The organism is Streptomyces sp. NPDC050704, from assembly GCF_040654355.1.
Lineage (GTDB): Bacteria > Actinomycetota > Actinomycetes > Streptomycetales > Streptomycetaceae > Streptomyces.
In genome coordinates, this window is sequence record NZ_JBFAHW010000001.1 from 121719 (window position 1) to 141478 (window position 19760).

Below are 19760 nucleotides of genomic sequence, written 5' to 3' on the forward strand. Positions count from 1 at the left end.
TCAAACCCACGAAGGCTCCACGACCGCGACCATCGATCGGGCAACCATGATGGCGAGCAACCACGTCCGCGAGAGCGGCGCCGGGTTAGGCGCATGAGGGAGTGCGGTGCTGGGGGATGACGCGGAGCTGACCGCCGCGGTGCTTGCGGCACAGGACGGAGACGAGACCGCGTTCCGGACTGTGTACCGAGCCGTGCATCCACGGCTCCTGGGCTACGTACGGACGCTGGTCGGCGATCCGGACGCCGAGGACGTCACCTCGGAGGCCTGGCTGCAGATAGCCCGGGATCTCGAACGGTTCAGCGGGGACGCCGACCGGTTCCGCGGCTGGGCCGCCCGGATCGCCCGCAACCGCGCGCTCGACCACATACGGATGCGCGGCCGCCGTCCCGCGACAGGCGGCGACGAGGACGAGCTCACCGGCAAGGCGGCCGAGTCCGACACCGCCGGTGAGGCCATTGAGGCCCTCGCCACCGGCGACACCCTCTCCCTCATCGCCCAGCTCCCGCAGGACCAGGCGGAGGCCGTCGTGCTGCGCGTCGTCGTCGGCCTCGACGCGAAGACCGCCGCCGAGACCCTGGGCAAACGGCCGGGCGCCGTCCGCACCGCCGCGCACCGAGGTCTGAAGCGGCTCGCGGAGCTGCTCGGCGCGGATCCGGAATCCGTCGGCTCACTGGGCTCGGTCCCGCCGCCGAGACCCCCGCACAGAGAACCGCGTACCCGCGCGGTGACGTCCGCCGGTGTGACGCGTACGCGTTCGCGGACGCAGAAGGACATGTGATGGCCGACGAGCGCTGTGTCTTCCCTGGGGACAATCCCCGGCCCCCCGGCCGGTGGCTGGACCGCGACGCGGCGGAGCGGCTGCTGCGCGGAGAGCCGCTGGAAGCCGTCGACGCCGGCACCCGCGACCAGGCCGACCGACTCGCCGAAGCGCTGAACGCACTCGGCGCACTGGGCGCACTGGGCGCGCCGACCGCGGGACCCGCTCCGGTCTGCGACGAACTCCCTGGTGAGGCGGCCGCACTCGCCGCCTACCGCAAGGCACGCACCGGCAAGGACGGCGAAGCCGAACAGGTGGGCCTCGGCCTGCACGCCCGTAAGCGCCCGTCGTCCGCGGCGTCGCCGTCGTCCGCGGCCCCGCCCTCGTCGGCCCCGTCCTCCTCCGACGCGGGCCTCATCCGCCTCGGCCGGTCCACCGCCGGCCGCCGCCCCGCCCGCCTGGGCCGCCCGGTCCGCTACGGGCTGGCCGCCGCGCTGGCCGCCGGGATGATCGGCGGGGTCGCCGTGGCCGTGACCTCCGGCATCCTGCCGTTCGGCGGCGGCGAACCGGAACCCGCCGGCTCCGTGACGCCCGCCGCCACTCCGGACCGCCCGCTCCTCTCGCCGACCCCCGAGAAGATGCCGGGCGGCGGCCGCCCGGATGTCCCGACGCCCGAGGGCGGCACCGGTCGCACCGGTGCCACCGGCGGCTCGACCGGCGAGGGGTCCTCCTCGCGGGACGAGGCACGCGGCGGTACGGGCGCGGACAAGCGGCCCGACTCCGACGGCGCCCGGCGCGAGACGCGCCGCGGGGAGGCGTGGAGCGGCTCCGCCTCGGCCTGCCGCGACTACCGCGACGGCAGAAACCTGGACGGGGACCGCAGGCGCAGCCTGGAGAGCGCGGCGAAGGGGCCCGAGCACGTGAAGGAGTACTGCACGGGCATCCTGCGGAACGGGAACAGCCGTGACCGCGACTCCGACGGCGACGACCGGGACGGCCACGGGACCGGCAAGGACGGGCCGGGCCGGGACGGCGACGGCCGGGGCGGCCAGGGCGACGACGAGGGCGGCGAGGGTGGCGGCGGCCACCACATAGGCCCCGGCATAGGCCCTGGCGTACACCGGGGCGGGAGCGACGACGGCCAGGACCATCGCGGCAACGGCAACGGCAACGGCAACGGCAACGGCAACGGCAACAGCAACGGCAACAGCAACGGCAACGGTCCGGCCAGGCCCGCCGTCTTCGCCCCCGCCCGTCCTCCGGCGGTCTCGGGACCGGCCCCTGGGCCGGCCCTCGCTCCGGCCTCGGCAGCCGCTCCGGGCACCGGCGCCCAGCCGAAGCCCGCGACCTTCGCACCATCCGCCGCACGCGCCTGACCTGCGGTTTCGTTCGGCTCCTCAGTTCCCGCCCGCCGGGTGTGACATTTTCGGCCGCCCGCACGCAGTACTAAGCGAGCCGACTGGTCATCGGCCGTCGCACGAGCCGGGGTTCCCCCCGTACCCAGGCTCAGTGCACAAGGCGCGGGCGGGACACGTTCCCCCGGTCCCGCCCGCGCCCGCACAACCTTCGCCACTCTTCCCGCCGCGCGTCCTTCACCAGTAGACGACGACCTTGTCGCCGTTCCTCACCTGCGAGAACAGCGCCGCGATCTTCCCCTCGTCCCGTACGTTCACGCAGCCGTGCGAGGCGCCGTTGTAGCCCGTGGCCGCGAAGTCCGAGGAGTAGTGGACCGCCTGGCCGCCGCTGAAGAACAGCGCGTACGGCATGGGGGTGTCGTAGAGCGTGGACACATGGTGGCGCGACTTGAAGTAGACGTTGAAGACACCCTCCCGGGTAGGGGTGTACTGCGAGCCGAAGCGCACGTCCATCGTCGAGACCGTCCTGCCGTCGACCATCCAGCGCAGTGTCCGGCTCGTCTTGCTGACGCACAGCACCCGGCCCGTCAGACAGCGCGGGTCCGGCTTCGCGGCCGGCTGGCCGCCGGACGCGTACAGCTCCCACTTGCCCGGCTCGCGCGTCATGTTCAGCAGCCGCCGCCAGGTCACGGAGTCCGTCTTCCCGGTCTTCGGCAGCCCCCGCTTCCCCTGGAAGCCCTTGACCGCGGTGACCGTCGAGGCGCCGTACGTCCCGGTCGGGCCCTCGAAGAGCCAGGCGATCTGACGCAGCCGGGCCTGCAGTTCCCGTACGTCCCTGCCCTTGTCGCCCTTCGACCACAGCACCTTGGGCGGGACCTCGGGCGCGGGCCGCTTCGAGGGCTTCGCGGGCTTCGCGGGCTTGGCGTCGTCGGGGGAGGCCTCCGGCACCGGTGAGATGCGGACCGGCGGCACCTCCTCGGCGGGCGTGCCGACCGCCTGGACCGTGCACCCGCTCACCGCGACGAGCGCCGCCACCGTCGTCGCCGCCGCGACTGATCTCCACATGACCCTTGTACGCATCCGAACCCCCCGTTGCTCACCGATCCCGGTCCTCGACGGGCCGCGGTACCCCTCTGGCCCCTCTCACCGCCCCCTATGTGTCCCCTGAGATGTTTCCCGCGCGTGCCCGGTTGCGAACTACGCGGCATTGTTGTGAGCGGGGTCTCGTCCGGGCTGTGAGCAAGCTCCCAGGCAGGGCCTCTCCACCGGCCGCACGGCCGCAGCTACAGTCCGTGGCGAGGGTCGGCCTGTACTGGCGAGTAACAGCTCAGCGGGAGGCAACACAGCATGGCGCGCGAGTCGGAGTCCGGACTGCCCATCGAACCGGTCTACGGACCGGAGACTCTTGAGGGCTGGGATCCGGCCGAGAAGCTGGGTGAGCCCGGTGCGTATCCCTACACGCGCGGTGTCTACCCCTCCATGTACACGGGCCGTCCGTGGACGATGCGGCAGTACGCCGGATTCGGTACGGCCGTCGAGTCGAACGCCCGCTACAAGCAGCTGATCGCGAACGGCACCATGGGCCTGTCGGTCGCCTTCGACCTGCCCACCCAGATGGGCCACGACAGCGATGCCGCGATCGCGTCGGGCGAGGTCGGCAAGGTCGGGGTCGCCATCGACTCGATCGACGACATGCGGCTGCTGTTCGGCGGGATCCCGCTGGACAAGGTGTCGACGTCGATGACCATCAACGCGCCGGCCGCGCTGCTCCTGCTGATGTACCAGCTGGTCGCCGAGGAACAGGGCGCGACGGCCGACCAGTTGACCGGCACGATCCAGAACGACGTGCTCAAGGAGTACATCGCGCGGGGCACGTACATCTTCCCGCCCAAGCCCTCCCTCCGTCTGATCGCGGACATCTTCAAGTACTGCAAGGCCGAGATCCCGAAGTGGAACACGATCTCGATCTCCGGCTACCACATGGCCGAGGCCGGCGCCACGCCCGCGCAGGAGATCGCCTTCACCCTCGCCGACGGCATCGAGTACGTGCGCACCGCCGTGTCCGCCGGCATGGACGTGGACGACTTCGCGCCCCGCCTGTCCTTCTTCTTCGTCTCCCGCACGACGATCCTCGAAGAGGTCGCCAAGTTCCGTGCCGCGCGCCGGATCTGGGCGAAGGTGATGCGCGAGGAGTTCGGCGCGAAGAACCCCAAGTCGCTGATGCTGCGCTTCCACACCCAGACGGCCGGCGTCCAGCTCACCGCCCAGCAGCCGGAGGTGAACCTGGTCCGCGTCGCCGTCCAGGGCCTGGCGGCGGTCCTCGGCGGCACCCAGTCGCTGCACACGAACTCCTTCGACGAGGCGATCGCGCTCCCGACCGACAAGTCGGCGCGGCTTGCCCTGCGCACCCAGCAGGTCCTCGCGTACGAGACGGACGTGACGGCGACGGTCGACCCCTTCGCGGGCTCGTACGTGGTCGAGAAGATGACCGACGACGTAGAGGCCGCCGCCGTCGAACTCATGGCGCGGGTCGAGGAGTTGGGCGGCGCGGTCAACGCCATCGAGCACGGCTTCCAGAAGGGCGAGATCGAGCGCAGCGCGTACCGGATCGCCCAGGAGACCGACGCCGGCGAGCGGGTCGTGGTCGGCGTCAACCGCTATCAGCTCGACGAGGAAGACCCCTACGAGCCGCTCCGCGTGGACCCGGCCATCGAGGCCCAGCAGGCCGCCCGTCTCACCAGGCTCCGCGCCGAACGCGACCAGGCGGCGGTCGACGCGGCGCTGGCCGCCATGAAGAAGGCGGCGGAGGGCGAGGACAACGTGCTCTACCCGATGAAGGACGCGCTGCGGGCCCGGGCGACGGTGGGCGAGGTGTGCAACACGCTGCGGGAGGTTTGGGGGGCTTACGTGCCGACGGACGCGTTCTGACCGCATCTCCGAGGTCCGCTCTCCGACGTGCCGTACACAGTTGCAGGTGTGTACAGTTCTCGTATGGAGACGTATCCGCTGGTAGAAGCGCGTAATCAGCTGGGGCAGCTCGTCGGCCGGGTGCGGCACGGCGGCGAGCACATCCTGATCAGCGAGTACGGCAAGCCGGCGGCGGCTCTGGTCCCGATAGAGGAGCTGGAGGAACTCGAGCGCCTCCGGGACGAGGCCGACATCGCCCTCGCGCGAGCCCGCGAAGCGGCCCCGGCCACGCAGTCCATGGCGCATGACGAGTTCATGGCCCAGCTGGAGACCGAGGACCGGCAGGTCGAACTGTGAGCTACACCGTGGTCTGGGAGCACCACGCCATGGGAGAGTTCCGCCGTTTGCGCCAGACCGACCCCGTTGGCGCGAAGGCATGCGCGGCGGCGGTACGGGAGTTGGGGGATTCTCCGAAGCCTGCGGCGGCGCGAGCCCTGGGCGGCTCGGGCTACTACCGGCTGTCCGTCGGAGCCTGGCGGGTGCTGTACCGGCCGGATGACGCCACCGTCACCGTTCACGTCATCAAGGTGGGCCGGGTCGCCTGATCCGCGCTTCTCGTTCCTGCCTTGCGAAACCCAAAGGCGGAGTGTCGCACCCCCATGCGACACTCCACTCATGCTCGGCATAACCGACCTCCCCACCTACCTCGCGGGCCTGATCCTGATCATCCTGCTGCCCGGCCCGAACTCCCTCTATGTGCTCTCGGTCGCGGCCCGCCGAGGCATACGCACCGGCTACACGGCAGCGGCAGGCGTCTGGTGCGGTGACGCCGTGCTGATGACGCTGTCGGCGGCCGGAGTCGCGTCCCTGCTTCAAGCCAACGCCCTGCTCTTCGGGATCGTGAAGTACGCCGGCGCCGGATATCTGACCTGGCTCGCGATCGGCATGCTGCGGGCCGCGTGGGCGATGTGGCGGACGCGGCGGGAGCGGGCCGAGGCGGACGCCCCGGCCGCGGGTGGCGTGGAGGAGCGGCCGTTCCGGCGGGCCCTCGTCATCAGCCTCTTCAACCCGAAGGCGATCCTCTTCTTCGTCGCCTTCTTCGTGCAGTTCGTGGACCCGGGGTATGCGTACCCGGCCCTCTCCTTCGTCGTCCTCGGCGCCTTCGCCCAGCTGGCGAGCTTCCTCTACCTCACCGCACTGATCTTCGGCGGTACGAAGCTGGCGGCGTCCTTCCGGAAGCGGCGGCGCCTCTCCGCGGGGGCCACGTCCGCCGCGGGCGCGCTCTTCCTCGGCTTCGCCGTGAAGCTGTCCCTCTCCAGCTCGGCCTAGGGTTGCCGGTGCCACCGACCGGAATCGAGGCGCGCCATGAAACCAGCCGAGCAGCCGGCTGAGGAGTCGGCTCAGGAGCCAGTCCAGGAGTCAGTTCCCGAGTCGGCCGAGGAGTCGGCTCAGGAACTGACCGACTTCGTCACCGACCCCGCCGCCCGCGTCGAACTCGCCCGCCGGATGGCGGAACTCGCCGACCTCGTCGAAGAGGCCGGCGAGGCGCTCGGCGAGATCCTGGAAGGCGTTCAGCGGGGTTTCGACAGCGCCGAGCGCAACCGCGGCGTCAACCACTCCTCGACATAGCGGTTCAGCAGCCACGCCAGGGCCAGCATCGTCGCGGTCGTCAGCAGGATCGTCGCGTACGCCGACAGGTGCAGATCCTGGTGGTACACCTTGATGGCGACCCAGCCCAGGTGCTCGTGCACCAGGTAGAAGGGGTACGTCAGCGCGCCGGCCACCGACAGCCAGCGCCAGTTGGCCCAGTTCAGCCAGCCCAGGGCGATCGCGGCGACCGCGACGAAGCCGAAGGTGACGACCAGGATGATCCCGCCCGACGTGCGGTAGGAGAAGAAGTCCGGGTTGGGCGCGTGCCACAGCCCCGCCACCGCGTAGTGCTGGCCGATCAGCCAGCTGACGCCCACGATGCCCCAGGCGTACGCGTCCTTCCGGTCGCGGTGGACGAGGTAGAGGCCGATGCCGCCGATGAAGAACGGCGCGTACTCGGGCATCAGGACGAGGTCGAGCAGCGGCTCGTTCGCGGCCTGGGTGATCGCCGCGGCCAGCGTCCAGCCCGCGCAGAACATGATGACCCGCTGCCGGGTGGCGCCCGGCAGGACGACACACAGCGCGAACAGCGCGTAGAAGCGGACCTCGGCCCAGAGCGTCCAACAGACCCCCAACACCCGGTCCACGCCCAGCGGTTGCTGCATCATGGTCAGGTTCACCAGCGCGTCGCTGGGCGAGACCGCCTTGTACGCGACCACCGGCAGCGCGAAGACCGCCGTCACGAGGATGACGGCGGCCCAGTACGACGGCAGCAGCCGTGACGCCCGCGAGGCGAAGAACGAGCGCAGGGTCCGCCCCCAGCCGCTCATACAGATCACGAAGCCGCTGATGACGAAGAAGATCTGCACACCGAGGGGCCCGTACGCGAACCACTCGTGCAGCGTGGGGAACTGGACCGCCGGCGAGGAGCCCCAGGCCTTGGTGACCTCCCCGCCGCGGCCGCCGTAGTGGTACGCGGCGACCATCAGCGCGGCGATCAGCCGCAGTCCGTCGAGCGCACGCAGACGTGGCGCGTGCGCTCGGGGGATTATCCGGGGCGGGGTGCCGGTGGCGCCCGCCTCCGGCGAAGGCGTCGGAACGGGCGTCGTCTGCACGGAACTCATCCGAGTGTGGCTCTCTTGATGGATCGGGCGCGGCGAGCCACTCGACGGACGGTCGCGTTGCGCGGGATGAAGGCCAGTTGGGCCGGCACCGCGCCGGGCAGACCCAGCGAGGTGAGGCGTCGGCGCTTGAAGTAGCGCCAGGTACGGGTGTCCAGATGCCGCGTCAGATACCGCTCGGCGGCCGGCCGCAGCGTCGGGTAGATCTTGGACTGCATGGCGTAGCCCACCGCCCGTACGAGGTCGGTGAGTTGGTCGGTGCTCAGGCCCGGGCGCCGCTCGGTGACCGCGGCGCGGTCCGTCAGGTCGGGCAGCAGGGCGTCCACGATCGTGACCGGCATGCGGTTGCTGTTCTCGTACGGAGTGAGGCGCTCAAGCAGCGATTCGGTGCCGATGCGGGCGACCGGCAGGCCGTACAGCGCGGAGGCGGTGAGCAGCGCGGTGGAGAAGCAGCCGACGACCAGCGCGGGACGCATCCGCTGGTAGAGCACCTCGGCGAGGACCGGGGTGTCGAGCACCGTGAGGTCGGCGCCGATCTTCTCGGCCTCCTTCTCCAGGGCGCGCGACCAGCGGGCCGGGGCGCTGGGGTGCGGCTTGAACACGACACGGTTGTGGCCGAGTTTGACGGCGCCCTTCAACATCCGTACGTGCAGGTCCTCCTCCTCCTCGGTGGTGAGGATGCCGAGGGCGGAGAGGTACTGGCCGAGCAGCAGGGCCGGTTCGTCGATCGCGGGCAACTCGTCGCCCGTGTCGATGAGTTGGGCGAGCACCTTCAGGAACGCGTCGGTGGGCACGAGCTCCGGTTCGACGCCGAACTCGGTGAGCAGCAGGGGCTTCAGGCCCGGCACCAGGTCGAGGTGGAGGAGCCGGTCGATGCGGGTGCCGACCAGCGGGTCGATCTTGCTGCGGGTCGGGCCGTAACTCATCAGACCGTCGGCGTAGACGGTGACGGGCGCGCCGGTGAAGATCTGCGCGACGCCGAGCGCCGGGTTGACCTGGATCGACTCGACGGCCAGCTCCACGTCGTCGTCACCGAGGCCCCAGGCGAGCCGCAGATGGCGCTCCCACAGCGGTACGTCGTCTATCCGCGGGGCCCAACCGCCCGGGTGGAAGGGGGCGATGGTCTCGTTCCACGAGATCACGTCGTCGAACCGGCCGCGCAGCTGCTCGAAGCCGGGCATCTCGTCGACGCCCGAAGTCGTCTCGGGCGTCGTCGAGTTGTTGGAGACGAGCAGGATGCGCCGGTCGGCGGGCCGGAAGCAGTCGGCGTCGACGGCCGCGGCGAGCGTCGCCGTGCCGTACAGCGTCGACGCCATGAAGATCTGGGTGGTCACGCGGGCACCCCCGCGGCGGCCGGACGGCGGCGCAGTCGACGCAGGCGCGTCGCGCGCTGTATGTCCATGGAGTCGAGAGCGTCGTCGAGGACGTCCTGCGGCATACGCCGCAATGCGACGGCACTCATCGACTTCAGTTTCCGTGCCACGGGTGGCTCGAACCTTTCGATGGATCCCAGATGGTGGGAAATAATCGCACAGTAAGTCCGCACGGCCTTCGGGAGGAGTTTATCCGCATCCCGGTCCTGAGCCGTTTCGCTCACCACTTGGTCGAAGGCGCGAATGAAATCCAGCTGCCGGACGTCACCGATCTGCGTCAGCGAGGAGGCGACACCGCGCCGGTAGAACACGCCGAGCAGACCCACCGTGGCGAAGGACTCCGCCTCCCGGTGCAGCTTCCAGATCCACGGCCGGTCCTCGGCCGTGCGCAGCCCGTCGGTGAAGTGCAGCAGGCCCCGGTCGACCAGCCTGCGGTGGTAGATGCCGGCCCACGCGTACGCGTAGTCGACGGAGGTGGAGCGGTCGGTGGGCAGGATCGCGTCGCGCGGATTCAGTACGACGCCGCGCCGCCCGTTCGGCACCCGGGAGATGGCGCGCGCCCGCGCGGTGCACTGGACATGGTCGGTACGGACGAAGTCGCACCCCAAGTCCTCGATGGAGGCGAGCAGTTGCTCGTAGTAACCGGGGGCGAGCCAGTCGTCCCCGTCGAGGAACGTGAGGTACTCGCCGCGTGCCGCGTCGATCCCGGTGTTGCGCGCGGTGGCCAGTCCTCCGTTCTGCTCGTGTCTGACATGCACCGCACCCGGGAGCTCGCGCGCCGCGCGCGCGAGGATGTCCGGTGTCTCGTCGCGCGAGCAGTCGTCGACGAGAATGAATTCGAAGTCCTCGCGTGCGTTCGCACGAAGGCTCTTCAGGGTGTCGGGCGCATATTGCTGCACGTTGTAGAACGGCACGATGACGGAGAGCTTGACCACCCACGTGACGTTAGGCGGCGGCCCGGCATTCGTCTTGACCGGTGGTGAGATGTCAGGTGAACGACGCGTGGCGGAATGGTGAACCCAGCCTTTTTGTCCGCCGATCCGGGGCTGATTCGCCATTCGGCGATGTGCTGTTAACCCTTTGTTGCATTCAGGTTGGGCCGCAGAACGGAATGGCTTCCTAGCGTCTGGGATGTGCCAGCAAGTACCCAGCAGTCCCTGCGAGTCGCCGTTCTCGCCGATTCCGATACCCGGTGGAAATGGGGCGCGCTCACCGCGAACCGTATCGCACCGGCCGATTCGGACATCAGGCTCGACGGCTACCTCCTGCGCGGCCGTGCGACCCCCACCGCCCGTCAACTCGAAGAAGTCGGCGTCCGCGCGGACTCACTCCGTGAGGTCACCGCCGCCGAGTTCCTGCGGACCATGGGAGAAGGAGAAGAAGAGGAGGACGGGAAGGGCTACGACATCCTCGTCCTCTCCCTCGTCGGCGGCGCCGTCCAGGCGATGCTGCACGGGCTCGCGCACCGGTGGCGGGGGCGCGCGAAGCGGCCCGTGGTCGTCACCGGTTATGTCGGCGTCGTCTACGAGAAGCTCGCCGACGGGCTGCTGCTGCGGCACGGCGCGGACCTCGTCCTCGCCAACTCCCGCCAGGACGCGGAGCGTTTCACCGCCGTGTACGAGGGAGTGGGCGCCGACGCCGGGTCGGTGACCGAGGTCGCGCTGCCCTTCCTGGGCGGGGCGGCGTACACCGGCGAGCACGACCCGTACACGGTCGTCTTCGCCGCGCAGCCCTCCGTACCGGAGAGCCGAAAGGACCGTACGTACCTGCTGGGGCGGCTCGTTCAGCACGCACGGCTGCACCCGGACCGCGAGGTCCTGCTGAAGCTGCGCTCCAAGCCGGGCGAGCACACCACGCACATCGAGGAGCAGCCCTACCAGCGGCTGGCGGAGCGGATCCCGGGCGGTACGCCGGCCAACTTCCGCCTCGTGTACGGGCACATGGGCGAGGTCCTCGACCGTACGGACCTGCTGGTCACCGTCAGCTCCACGGCGGCGCTGGAATCCCTGCACCGCCGTATCCCCACCGTCGTCCTCACCGACCTGGGGGTGCGCGAGTCGCTCGGCAACCACCACTTCGTCGGCTCCGGGTGCCTCGCCTCCTGGGAGCAACTCGACGCCGGGCACCGGCCGTTGCCCGACGAGGAGTGGGTGTCCCGGCAGGGTGTCGGGGCCGACGGATCGTACGAGACGGCCTTCGACGCGGCCCGCGAACGCATCGCGAAGCTGCTGAGCCAGGGCGAACTGCCCGCCCTCGCCCCCTACTACACCCCGGCGACCGCCTCCGGCTATCTGCCCGGCATCCTCGCCCGCCACCACCTCGGCCCGGACGGCAGCCCGCTGCCCGGCGCGCCCGCCGCCGACAAGGAGCCGGGCCCGGTCCGGCAGATCGTGCGCCGGGCGGCGCGCGGCGCCTACCGGCACGGCGTGCAGCGCGTGGCCCCGGTGATCCGGCGGATGGGCGAGCTGTGACGGCCCCGATCCCTCGTCAAGGAGTACAGCCAATGACCAACTCGCAAGCGGGCCAAGCGGCTTCGGTACGCCGCGTGCTCGCGGTGATCCCAGCGCGGGGCGGCTCCAAGGGCGTCCCCTCCAAGAACCTGCTGCCCGTCGGCGGCGTACCGCTGGTGGCCCGCGCGGTGCGCGAGTGCCGGGCGACGCGCCTGGTCACGGACGTCGTGGTGTCCACGGACGACCATGCGATCGCGGCCGCCGCCCGTGAGGCCGGCGCCGAGGTGGTCCTGCGCCCCGTCGCCATCGCCGGTGACACCGCGACCTCCGAGGCCGCCGTCCTGCACGCCATGGACACCCACGAGGCGCTCCACGGCGCCCCCGTCGACGTGGTCCTCCTCATCCAGTGCACCAGCCCGTTCATCGTGCGGGAGGACATCGACGGCGTCGCCGCCGCCGTGGTCGAACAGGGCGCGGACACGGCCCTGACGGTGGCCCCGTTCCACGGCTTCATCTGGCGCGACGCGGCAGACGACCTCCCCGCGGAGGACGACCACGCCGTGACGGCCGCCACGCACTCGGGCGCGCCGCGCCTGGACGCCGCGGCGGCAGCCGACGGCCGAGCGATGGCTCAGGCCGCCGTGCCCGCGGCGGACAGCACCGCACGGGCGCACGGCGAAACCGGCGGCGCGACGCGCGTCGACGCCGCGACGGCAGCCCTCGACCGCGTGACGGCCCAGGCCGCCGCGCCCGCGGCGGACGGCGCGACGGACCCGGCGGCGGGCGAAGCCCACGCGGCCGCACCCAGCGCCACGACCGGAACCCCCCGCGTAACCGCCGGAGGCTACGGCGTCAACCACGACAAGTCGTTCCGGCCGCGCCGCCAGGACCGGCCCCAGGACCTTCTGGAGACCGGTGCCGCGTACGCCATGGACGCGGCGGGCCTGCGCGAGCACAAGCACCGCTTCTTCGGGCGGACCGAACTCGTGCGCACCGACCCGGCGCGCGTGCTGGAGATCGACGACCCGCACGACCTCGCCCGCGCCCGGGCCCTCGCGCCGCTCTTCGACGCGAACCGGCCCGGCGCCCTTCCGACCGCCGACGACATCGACGCGGTCGTACTCGACTTCGACGGCACCCAGACCGACGACAGGGTGCTGATCGACTCCGACGGACGGGAGTTCGTCTCCGTACACCGCGGAGACGGACTCGGTGTCGCGGCGCTGCGCAAGAGCGGCCTGTCGATGCTGATCCTGTCCACGGAGCAGAACCCGGTCGTCGCCGCACGGGCCCGGAAGCTCAAGATCCCGGTCCTGCACGGCATCGACCGGAAAGACCTCGCACTGAAGCAGTGGTGCGAGGAGCAGGGCATCGCGCCGGAGCGCGTGCTCTACGTCGGCAACGACGTCAACGACCTCCCGTGCTTCGCCCTCGTGGGCTGGCCCGTGGCGGTCGCGAGCGCCCATGACGTCGTGCGCGGCGCCGCACGCGCGGTCACCACCGTCCCCGGTGGCGACGGCGCGATCCGAGAGATCGCCAGCTGGATCCTCGGCCCCTCTCTCGACTCCCTCAACAAGTAAGGAACGGTCTCTGCCATGAGCTCCATCAGCCACATCAACTCGGCGTCCCGCCTGCGTGCGTTCGGCTCGAAGACCGCCGGCCCCGGCCAGCCCGTGTACATCACCGGCGAGATCGGCATCAACCACAACGGCGAGCTCGAGAACGCCTTCAAGCTGATCGACGCGGCCGCCGAAGCCGGCTGCGACGCCGTCAAGTTCCAGAAGCGCACCCCGGAGATCTGCACCCCGCGCGACCAGTGGGACATCGAGCGCGACACCCCCTGGGGCCGCATGACCTACATCGACTACCGCCACCGCGTGGAGTTCGGCGAGGACGAGTACCGCCAGATCGACGAGTACTGCAAGAGCAAGAACATCGACTGGTTCGCCTCCCCGTGGGACACCGAGGCCGTCGCCTTCCTGGAGAAGTTCGACGTCCCGGCCCACAAGGTCGCCTCCGCCTCCCTGACCGACGACGAGCTGCTGCGCTCGCTGCGCGCCACCGGCCGCACGGTCATCCTCTCCACCGGCATGTCGACGCCGAAGCAGATCCGGCACGCGGTCGAGGTCCTCGGCAGCGACAACATCCTGATGTGCCACGCCACGTCGACCTACCCGGCGCAGGCCGAGGAGCTCAACCTCCGCGTCATCAACACCCTCCAGGCCGAGTTCCCGAACGTTCCGATCGGCTACTCCGGCCACGAGACGGGCCTGCAGACCACGCTCGCCGCGGTCGCCCTGGGCGCCACCTTCGTCGAGCGTCACATCACCCTCGACCGCGCCATGTGGGGCTCCGACCAGGCCGCCTCCGTCGAGCCGCAGGGCCTCACCCGCCTCGTCCGCGACATCCGCACCATCGAGGCCTCCCTCGGCGACGGCGTCAAGAAGGTCTACGACTCCGAGCTCGGCCCGATGAAGAAGCTGCGCCGCGTCCAGGGTGTCGTCGCCGAGGCCGAGATCGCCGCGGCCGCGGGCGAGCCCGTCGCGGTCTGACGTCCACTCCCCACTCCAAGTCAAGAATCAAGGGAAAGCGACGGTCGTACGTCGATGAGTCCCCGCGCCGGGTCCACCGGCTCCCAGCCCCCCGCCACGCTGGCTTTCGTCGAGAGCCCGGTGCAGCTCCTCAACGTCCTGGAGTGGGCCCACGCCCATGCCCGCAGGACCGCGGACGAGCCGGCCGGACCACCGGGCGGCGCGGAGCCGGCGGCCGGCGGGCCCACGCCCGGACCGGCGCTGGGGGCCGCGGCGGCGGTACCCGGCGCGGGGCTCACCCTCGTCGTCCTCTCGCCCACCGATCCGATGACCCGGGGCCAGCTGCGGCGCATGGCCGAGCTGGCCCGTAACGAGGGGTACGAGGTCCGCTGGGAGGAGGCGCGCGGCGGCACCACGGCGCCCTTCCACACGGTGGGCGGCCTGGCGCCGCTGCTGCGCCGCGCGGAACGGATCGTCATGGGCGACCCGTTCTCCCGCTACGTACAACTGCTTCTCACCATCACCCGCGCCCGCGACCTCGTCGTCGTGGACGACGGCACGGCGACGATGGAGTTCGTCTCCCAGCTCGCCCGGGGCGAACGCCTGGTGCGCTGGCACCGCCGCGGCGGCCGCCCAGGCCCCCGCGACCTGGTCTTCGCACCGGTCTCGGCCCGGGCCCGCCGCCGCCTCACCCCCGGCCACGGGCGCCGCGTGGAGGTCTTCTCCGCCATGCCGATCACCGAGACGCCGGAAGGCGTCACCCTCACGGCCAACGACTTCTCCTGGACCCGCGCCCGCTTCGGCCCGCCCCGCCTCACCAAGGGCGCCGACCTGGTCGGCACGTCCCTGGTGGAGACCGGGGTCGTGGACCCCGACCGCTATGTCGAAGCGGTGAAGGGCCTGGCCAAGACGTACGGCGCCACCCGCTACTTCGCCCACCGCCGCGAAAGCCCCGAGAAACTCCACCGGCTGGCCGTCGAGACCGGCCTGGAGATCGTCCGCCCGGATCTCCCGCTGGAACTCATCGCCCGCCGCGGTCCCATCGGCCGGACGATACTGAGCTTCCCGTCGACCGTGGTCCACACGCTGCCGCTGGCCCTGGTCGGTACGGAGGTCAAGGTGGCGGTCTGCGACATCGACCCGGCCTGGCTCACCGAGAGCGCCTCCCCGCGCGCCCAGGGCTTCCTTTCGGGCGTCACCGGCACGGCACGCGACGTACACCGGCTGACGGCGGTCACGGCCACCTGATCCGGCACACGGCCACCTGATCCGGCAGGTGAACAGAACCGGCCTTGGGCGCGTATGCGTGGTATGCGTAGAGAGACTCTTTCCGGTGGTCCCTCGGCAGTCCTCCGACGGTCTTCCGGTCGGGCGGAAAGCCGGAAGAGCTTACCCATCCAAGTCGATATTTATGCGCCACGCGGCCAGGCTTTCTTCCCCTAAGGGGTTGAAGTTTTGTTGATCGTGGGTCAGTGGGCCGTCGCGTCGCCCTACCCTTCAGAGGGTGAACCAACTGATGTACCGAGAGTCCGAGGCCGATACGCCGGGTGAAGCCGTGCTTCCCGGCGCGCTGCCCGAGGCGCTGCGCGCCGAACTCGTCACGTTCCGGCGCGACCTGCACATGCACCCGGAACTCGGCAACCAGGAGTTCCGTACCACCGCCGCCATCAAGGCGCGGCTGGAGCAGGCCGGCCTCCGGCCCCGGGTACTCGCCATCGGGACCGGGCTCATCTGTGACATCGGTGAGCCGGACCCCGAGCGGCCGATGCTCGCCCTGCGCGCCGACATCGACGCGCTGCCCATTCCGGACACGAAGACCGAGTGCGCGTACCGGTCGACCGTGCCGGACCGGGCCCACGCCTGTGGACATGACGTGCATACGGCCGTCGTGCTGGGCGCCGGCCTGGTGCTCGCCGAGCTGCACGAGAAGGGGCTGCTCAAGCGGGCCGTGCGGCTGATCTTCCAGCCGGCCGAGGAAGTGCTGCCCGGTGGGGCCCCCGATGCCATCGAGTCGGGTGTGCTGGAAGGTGTCGGCCGGATCGTCGGCGTGCACTGCGATCCGCGGGTCGACGCCGGGCGTATCGGGCTGCGGCACGGGCCCATCACCTCCGCCTGCGACCGGCTGGAGGTCTCGTTGGACGGGCCCGGCGGCCACACCGCCCGGCCGCACCTCACGACCGACCTCGTCACCGCCGCGGCCCGCGTGGTCACGGATGTGCCGGCGCTGGTCGCGCGGCGGGTGGACGCCCGGTCCGGGCTCGCCGTGACCTGGGGGCGTATCGAGTCGGGGCACGCCTGCAACGTCATTCCGCAGCACGCCGAGCTCTCCGGGACCGTGCGGTGCCTGGACCTCGCCTCCTGGCGGGCCGCTCCCGACCTGGTGCACGCCGCGATCGACGAGATCGCCACGATCTACCGGGCCAAGTCGGAGATCAACTACATCCGCGGAGTCCCGCCGGTCGTCAACGAGCCGGTCACGACCGACCTGCTGCGCGAAGCGATGACCGCGCGGCGCGGCGCGCAGTCCGTCGAGGACACCGACCAGAGCCTGGGCGGCGAGGACTTCTCCTGGTACCTGGAGCGCGTGCCCGGCGCCATGGCCCGGCTGGGCGTGCGCAAGCCCGGCGAGCGCACCGTACGCGATCTGCACCAGGGTGACTTCGACGCGGACGAGTCGGCGATCACGGTGGGCGTGGAGCTCTTCACCGCGGCCGCCCTCCTCGACGCCGGGGTCTGACGGATCGGCCCGCCGGGATGTGCGGACGAGGGCGCGGCGCACGGCTCCGGTCGCGCCCTCGGCACCTCCGCAGTAGCGTGGTCGGCAGTCATCAGCCAACACTCGAAAACATGCAACGTCACGCTTCGCATGCGGTGCGTGACGTCCGCGGTGGGCGTTGTATCCCCAGGTGCGCCTTTCGAGCCCACGGTTCACAAGGACGTAACCGGCCATCGGCACGAATGGATAACGGCCAGGCGATACCCCGTTCCCTCAAGGGTCTACGCGCGTTACTGTGCGCCGAACTCAGCACCCACTGCGGGGCTTGGAGAATGGGGAACTTCAGATGCGTCGGATATCCAGCCTGACCCGCGTCGCGGTGGGGGTCGCGTCGCTCGCACTCGCGGCCACAGCCTGCGGCGGCACCAGTAACGAGAGCGGCAGCAGTAGCGAGAGCGAGGGCACCAAGGGTCTTGCCATCGCGTACGACGTCGGCGGCAAGGGCGACCAGTCCTTCAACGACGCCGCGTACGCCGGCCTGGAGAAGGCGAAGACGGAGTTCAAGTACGAGACCCAGGACCTCGAGCCCACGGACGGTGAGACCGACGCGGACAAGGAGCAGCGCCTGGTCTCGCTGGCCAAGCAGGGCTACAACCCGGTCATCGGTGTCGGCTTCGCCTACGGCCCCGCGCTGGAGGCCGCTTCCAAGAAGTACCCGAAGACCACCTTCGGCATCGTGGACTCCGTGGTCGAGGGCGACAACGTGGCGTCGCTCGTCTTCGCCGAGCAGGAGGCCTCGTACCTCGCCGGTGTCGCGGCCGCCAAGGCCACCAAGACCAACACCGTCGGCTTCGTCGGTGGCGTGGACATCCCGCTCATCCACAAGTTCGAGGCGGGCTACAAGCAGGGCGTCCAGGACACCAACCCCAAGGTCAAGGTCCTGTCGCAGTACCTGACGCAGACCGCCGAAGAGGGCGGCTTCTCAAGCCCCGACAAGGGCAAGGCCGCGGCCGAGGGCCAGCTGGAGAAGAAGGCGGACGTCCTCTACCAGGCCGCGGGCCTGTCGGGCCAGGGTGTGATCGAGGCCGCCGCCAAGGAGAAGAAGTGGGCGATCGGCGTCGACTCCGACCAGTACGAGCAGAAGCCGCTGGCCGCCTACAAGGACTACATCCTGACCTCGGCGCTCAAGGACGTCGGCGGCGCGGTGTACTCGCTCGCCAAGTCGGTCGAGGACGGCAAGCCGCTGGCCGGTGTGCAGACCTTCGACCTGAAGGTGAACGGCGTCGGCCTGTCCGACACCAACCCGAAGATGGCGGAGATCGCCGGTCTCACCGACGCGGTGGCCAAGGCGAAGAAGGCCATCATCGACGGCACCATCAAGGTCAAGACCGAGTAGTCGTGCAGTGACGCAGAGCGGGCGGGCACCCATGGTGCCCGCCCGCTCTCGTGTGCCCCGCGCAGGTCATCCATGGCCTCCGGGCCTTTGCGGTCGGCAAGCCCCCGCCCGGTCGGTGGGAGCCCTCCGGGCACAGCCGCATAACAAGGTGGACAGAGGGGGTTCTCTAGTTGGTCTACGCGCGTTAATCTGCGGCGAAGCCAGCGTCGAGGTGTTCTGCCGGGCGCTTGTACGACGCTTGTACGACAGGAGCACAACACATGCGCCGGGTTCCCCGCATAGCGCTCGCAGGCGCGGCGGTCACCTCTCTCGCCCTCGCCCTCTCGGCCTGTGGCGGTACGTCCACCTCCTCCGGTTCCTCGGAGTCGAAGGGCGACAAGGGTCTCGCCATCGCGTACGACGTCGGCGGCAAGGGCGACCAGTCCTTCAACGACGCCGCGTACGCGGGCCTGCAGAAGGCGAAGGACGAGTTCGGCTACCAGACCGCCGACCTCGAACCCACCGACGGTGAGACGGACGCCGACAAGGAGCAGCGGCTGGTCTCGCTGGCCAAGCAGGGCCACAACCCCGTCATCGGCATCGGCTACGCCTACGCGCCGGCCGTCAAGGCGGCCGCGGAGAAGTACCCCGACACCACCTTCGGCATCGTCGACGACTCCACGATCGAGGCGAAGAACGTCGCGGACCTGGTCTTCTCCGAGCAGGAGGCCTCGTACCTCGCCGGTGTCGCGGCCGCCAAGGCCACCAAGACCGACACCGTCGGCTTCGTGGGCGGTGTGGACATCCCGCTCATCCACAAGTTCGGGGCCGGCTTCGCGCAGGGTGTCAAGGACACCGAGCCCAAGGTCAAGGTCCTGTCGCAGTACCTGACGCAGACCGCCGAGGAGGGTGGCTTCTCCAGCCCCGACAAGGGCAAGACGGCTGCCGAGGGCCAGATCGAGAACAAGGCGGACGTCGTGTACGCGGCGGCCGGTCTGTCCGGCCAGGGTGTCATCGAGGCCGCGGCCGCCGGCAAGGTGTGGGCGATCGGCGTCGACTCCGACCAGTACGAGCAGAAGCCGCTGGCCGCCTACAAGGACTCCATCCTGACCTCCGCGACGAAGGATGTCGCGAAGGCGGTGTACAACCTCGCGAAGTCGGTCGAGGAAGGCAAGCCCGAGACCGGTATCGTCAGGGGCGACCTGAAGTCCGGTGAGGTCGGCCTCGCCGAGTCCAACCCGAAGTTCAAGAGCGACACCGCGATCCAGGAAGCCGTCACGGCGGCCAAGGAAAAGATCATCAGCGGCGAGATCAAGGTCAAGACAAGCTGATCAGCAGTACCTCAAGAGCAGCCGAGCGACCCCGGGGAAGTTCAGGCAGTCCCCGGAGTCGTCCAGTAACCGCGGGGTTACGTCCGCTCAACGGGGTACAGGGAGCCTGGCTCCTTGTACCCCGTTCTCGCGAGACGCCGCCCCTCAAGTTGCCGTAGGGGCGCTACGCGCGTAGACGACCCCCTTTCCTCAGGAGAGTGCGCCATCAACGCGTCCAGCAGCCCTCCGGCACCGGCCGGCGCGGTCAACGG

Annotated in this window: 18 protein-coding genes; 14 read left to right on the forward strand and 4 right to left on the reverse strand. The window is 70.4% G+C overall.

The window, feature by feature from the left end; genetic code table 11:
• Positions 1–106 precede the first annotated feature (106 nt).
• Together AB0I18_RS00505 and AB0I18_RS00510 are read left to right on the forward strand one after the other, a co-directional pair.
• Positions 107–781, forward strand: a complete 675-nt coding sequence (locus AB0I18_RS00505; protein WP_363103101.1) for an RNA polymerase sigma factor — start codon at positions 107–109, stop codon at positions 779–781.
• Complete coding sequence (locus AB0I18_RS00510; RefSeq protein WP_363103102.1) at positions 781–2136, forward strand: hypothetical protein; 1356 nt, start codon at positions 781–783, stop codon at positions 2134–2136. Before AB0I18_RS00505 ends, AB0I18_RS00510 begins: the two co-directional genes overlap by 1 nt.
• A 216-nt stretch (positions 2137–2352) precedes the next feature.
• Here the strand turns inward: AB0I18_RS00510 and AB0I18_RS00515 are convergent, their stop codons facing one another.
• Positions 2353–3180, reverse strand: a complete 828-nt coding sequence (locus AB0I18_RS00515) for a L,D-transpeptidase family protein (protein ID WP_363103103.1) — start codon at positions 3178–3180, stop codon at positions 2353–2355.
• Positions 3181–3462: 282 nt separating this feature from the next.
• Between AB0I18_RS00515 and AB0I18_RS00520 the strand changes: the two genes are divergently transcribed.
• The 5 genes from AB0I18_RS00520 to AB0I18_RS00540 all read left to right on the forward strand — a co-directional run bounded on the left by AB0I18_RS00520 (position 3463) and on the right by AB0I18_RS00540 (position 6651).
• Entirely contained in the window at positions 3463–5043 is a 1581-nt protein-coding gene (locus tag AB0I18_RS00520) for a methylmalonyl-CoA mutase family protein (protein ID WP_363103104.1), read from the forward strand.
• Positions 5044–5106: 63 nt separating this feature from the next.
• The gene (locus AB0I18_RS00525; RefSeq protein WP_363103105.1) at positions 5107–5379 is read left to right on the forward strand and encodes a type II toxin-antitoxin system prevent-host-death family antitoxin; all 273 of its coding nucleotides are present in this window, start codon (positions 5107–5109) and stop codon (positions 5377–5379) included.
• Complete coding sequence (locus AB0I18_RS00530; protein ID WP_363103106.1) at positions 5376–5627, forward strand: type II toxin-antitoxin system RelE/ParE family toxin; 252 nt, start codon at positions 5376–5378, stop codon at positions 5625–5627. Before AB0I18_RS00525 ends, AB0I18_RS00530 begins: the two co-directional genes overlap by 4 nt.
• Positions 5628–5697: 70 nt before the next feature.
• Positions 5698–6351 (forward strand): leucine efflux protein LeuE, encoded by a 654-nt coding sequence (leuE, locus tag AB0I18_RS00535; RefSeq protein ID WP_363103107.1) that lies wholly within the window; start codon positions 5698–5700, stop codon positions 6349–6351.
• Between the two features lie 36 nt (positions 6352–6387).
• Positions 6388–6651, forward strand: coding sequence for a hypothetical protein (locus AB0I18_RS00540; RefSeq protein WP_363103108.1), 264 nt, complete (start codon positions 6388–6390; stop codon positions 6649–6651).
• Here the strand turns inward: AB0I18_RS00540 and AB0I18_RS00545 are convergent.
• Genes AB0I18_RS00545 through AB0I18_RS00555 form a run of 3 tightly spaced genes read right to left on the reverse strand, consistent with a single transcriptional unit; the run spans position 6594 to position 10041 of the window.
• Positions 6594–7736 (reverse strand): acyltransferase, encoded by a 1143-nt coding sequence (locus AB0I18_RS00545; RefSeq protein ID WP_363103109.1) that lies wholly within the window; start codon positions 7734–7736, stop codon positions 6594–6596. The genes AB0I18_RS00540 and AB0I18_RS00545 overlap by 58 nt on opposite strands.
• The gene (locus AB0I18_RS00550) at positions 7733–9067 is read right to left on the reverse strand and encodes an alpha-2,8-polysialyltransferase family protein (RefSeq protein ID WP_363103110.1); all 1335 of its coding nucleotides are present in this window, start codon (positions 9065–9067) and stop codon (positions 7733–7735) included. Before AB0I18_RS00550 ends, AB0I18_RS00545 begins: the two co-directional genes overlap by 4 nt.
• On the reverse strand, positions 9064–10041 hold the full coding sequence (locus AB0I18_RS00555) for a glycosyltransferase family 2 protein (RefSeq protein WP_363103111.1): 978 nt from the start codon (positions 10039–10041) through the stop codon (positions 9064–9066). Before AB0I18_RS00555 ends, AB0I18_RS00550 begins: the two co-directional genes overlap by 4 nt.
• 198 nt (positions 10042–10239) lie before the next feature.
• Here AB0I18_RS00555 and AB0I18_RS00560 point away from each other — a divergent pair, with 198 nt between their 5' ends.
• The 7 genes from AB0I18_RS00560 (at position 10240) to AB0I18_RS00590 (ending at position 19509) form a co-directional block, all read left to right on the forward strand.
• On the forward strand, positions 10240–11577 hold the full coding sequence (locus AB0I18_RS00560) for a DUF6716 putative glycosyltransferase (RefSeq protein WP_363103112.1): 1338 nt from the start codon (positions 10240–10242) through the stop codon (positions 11575–11577).
• A gap of 32 nt (positions 11578–11609) precedes the next feature.
• The gene (locus AB0I18_RS00565; RefSeq protein WP_363103113.1) at positions 11610–13136 is read left to right on the forward strand and encodes an N-acylneuraminate cytidylyltransferase; all 1527 of its coding nucleotides are present in this window, start codon (positions 11610–11612) and stop codon (positions 13134–13136) included.
• A 33-nt stretch (positions 13137–13169) separates the two neighbouring features.
• On the forward strand, positions 13170–14108 hold the full coding sequence (locus tag AB0I18_RS00570; protein ID WP_363103201.1) for an N-acetylneuraminate synthase family protein: 939 nt from the start codon (positions 13170–13172) through the stop codon (positions 14106–14108).
• Between the two features lie 54 nt (positions 14109–14162).
• Positions 14163–15335 (forward strand): hypothetical protein, encoded by a 1173-nt coding sequence (locus tag AB0I18_RS00575; protein ID WP_363103114.1) that lies wholly within the window; start codon positions 14163–14165, stop codon positions 15333–15335.
• A gap of 268 nt (positions 15336–15603) precedes the next feature.
• Positions 15604–16824, forward strand: coding sequence for a M20 family metallopeptidase (locus AB0I18_RS00580; protein ID WP_363103202.1), 1221 nt, complete (start codon positions 15604–15606; stop codon positions 16822–16824).
• 325 nt (positions 16825–17149) lie between these two features.
• A complete protein-coding gene (locus AB0I18_RS00585; RefSeq protein ID WP_363103115.1) occupies positions 17150–18199 on the forward strand; it encodes a BMP family ABC transporter substrate-binding protein in 1050 nt (349 codons plus the stop codon).
• A gap of 260 nt (positions 18200–18459) precedes the next feature.
• Entirely contained in the window at positions 18460–19509 is a 1050-nt protein-coding gene (locus AB0I18_RS00590) for a BMP family ABC transporter substrate-binding protein (protein ID WP_363103116.1), read from the forward strand.
• The last annotated feature ends 251 nt before the right edge of the window (positions 19510–19760 follow it).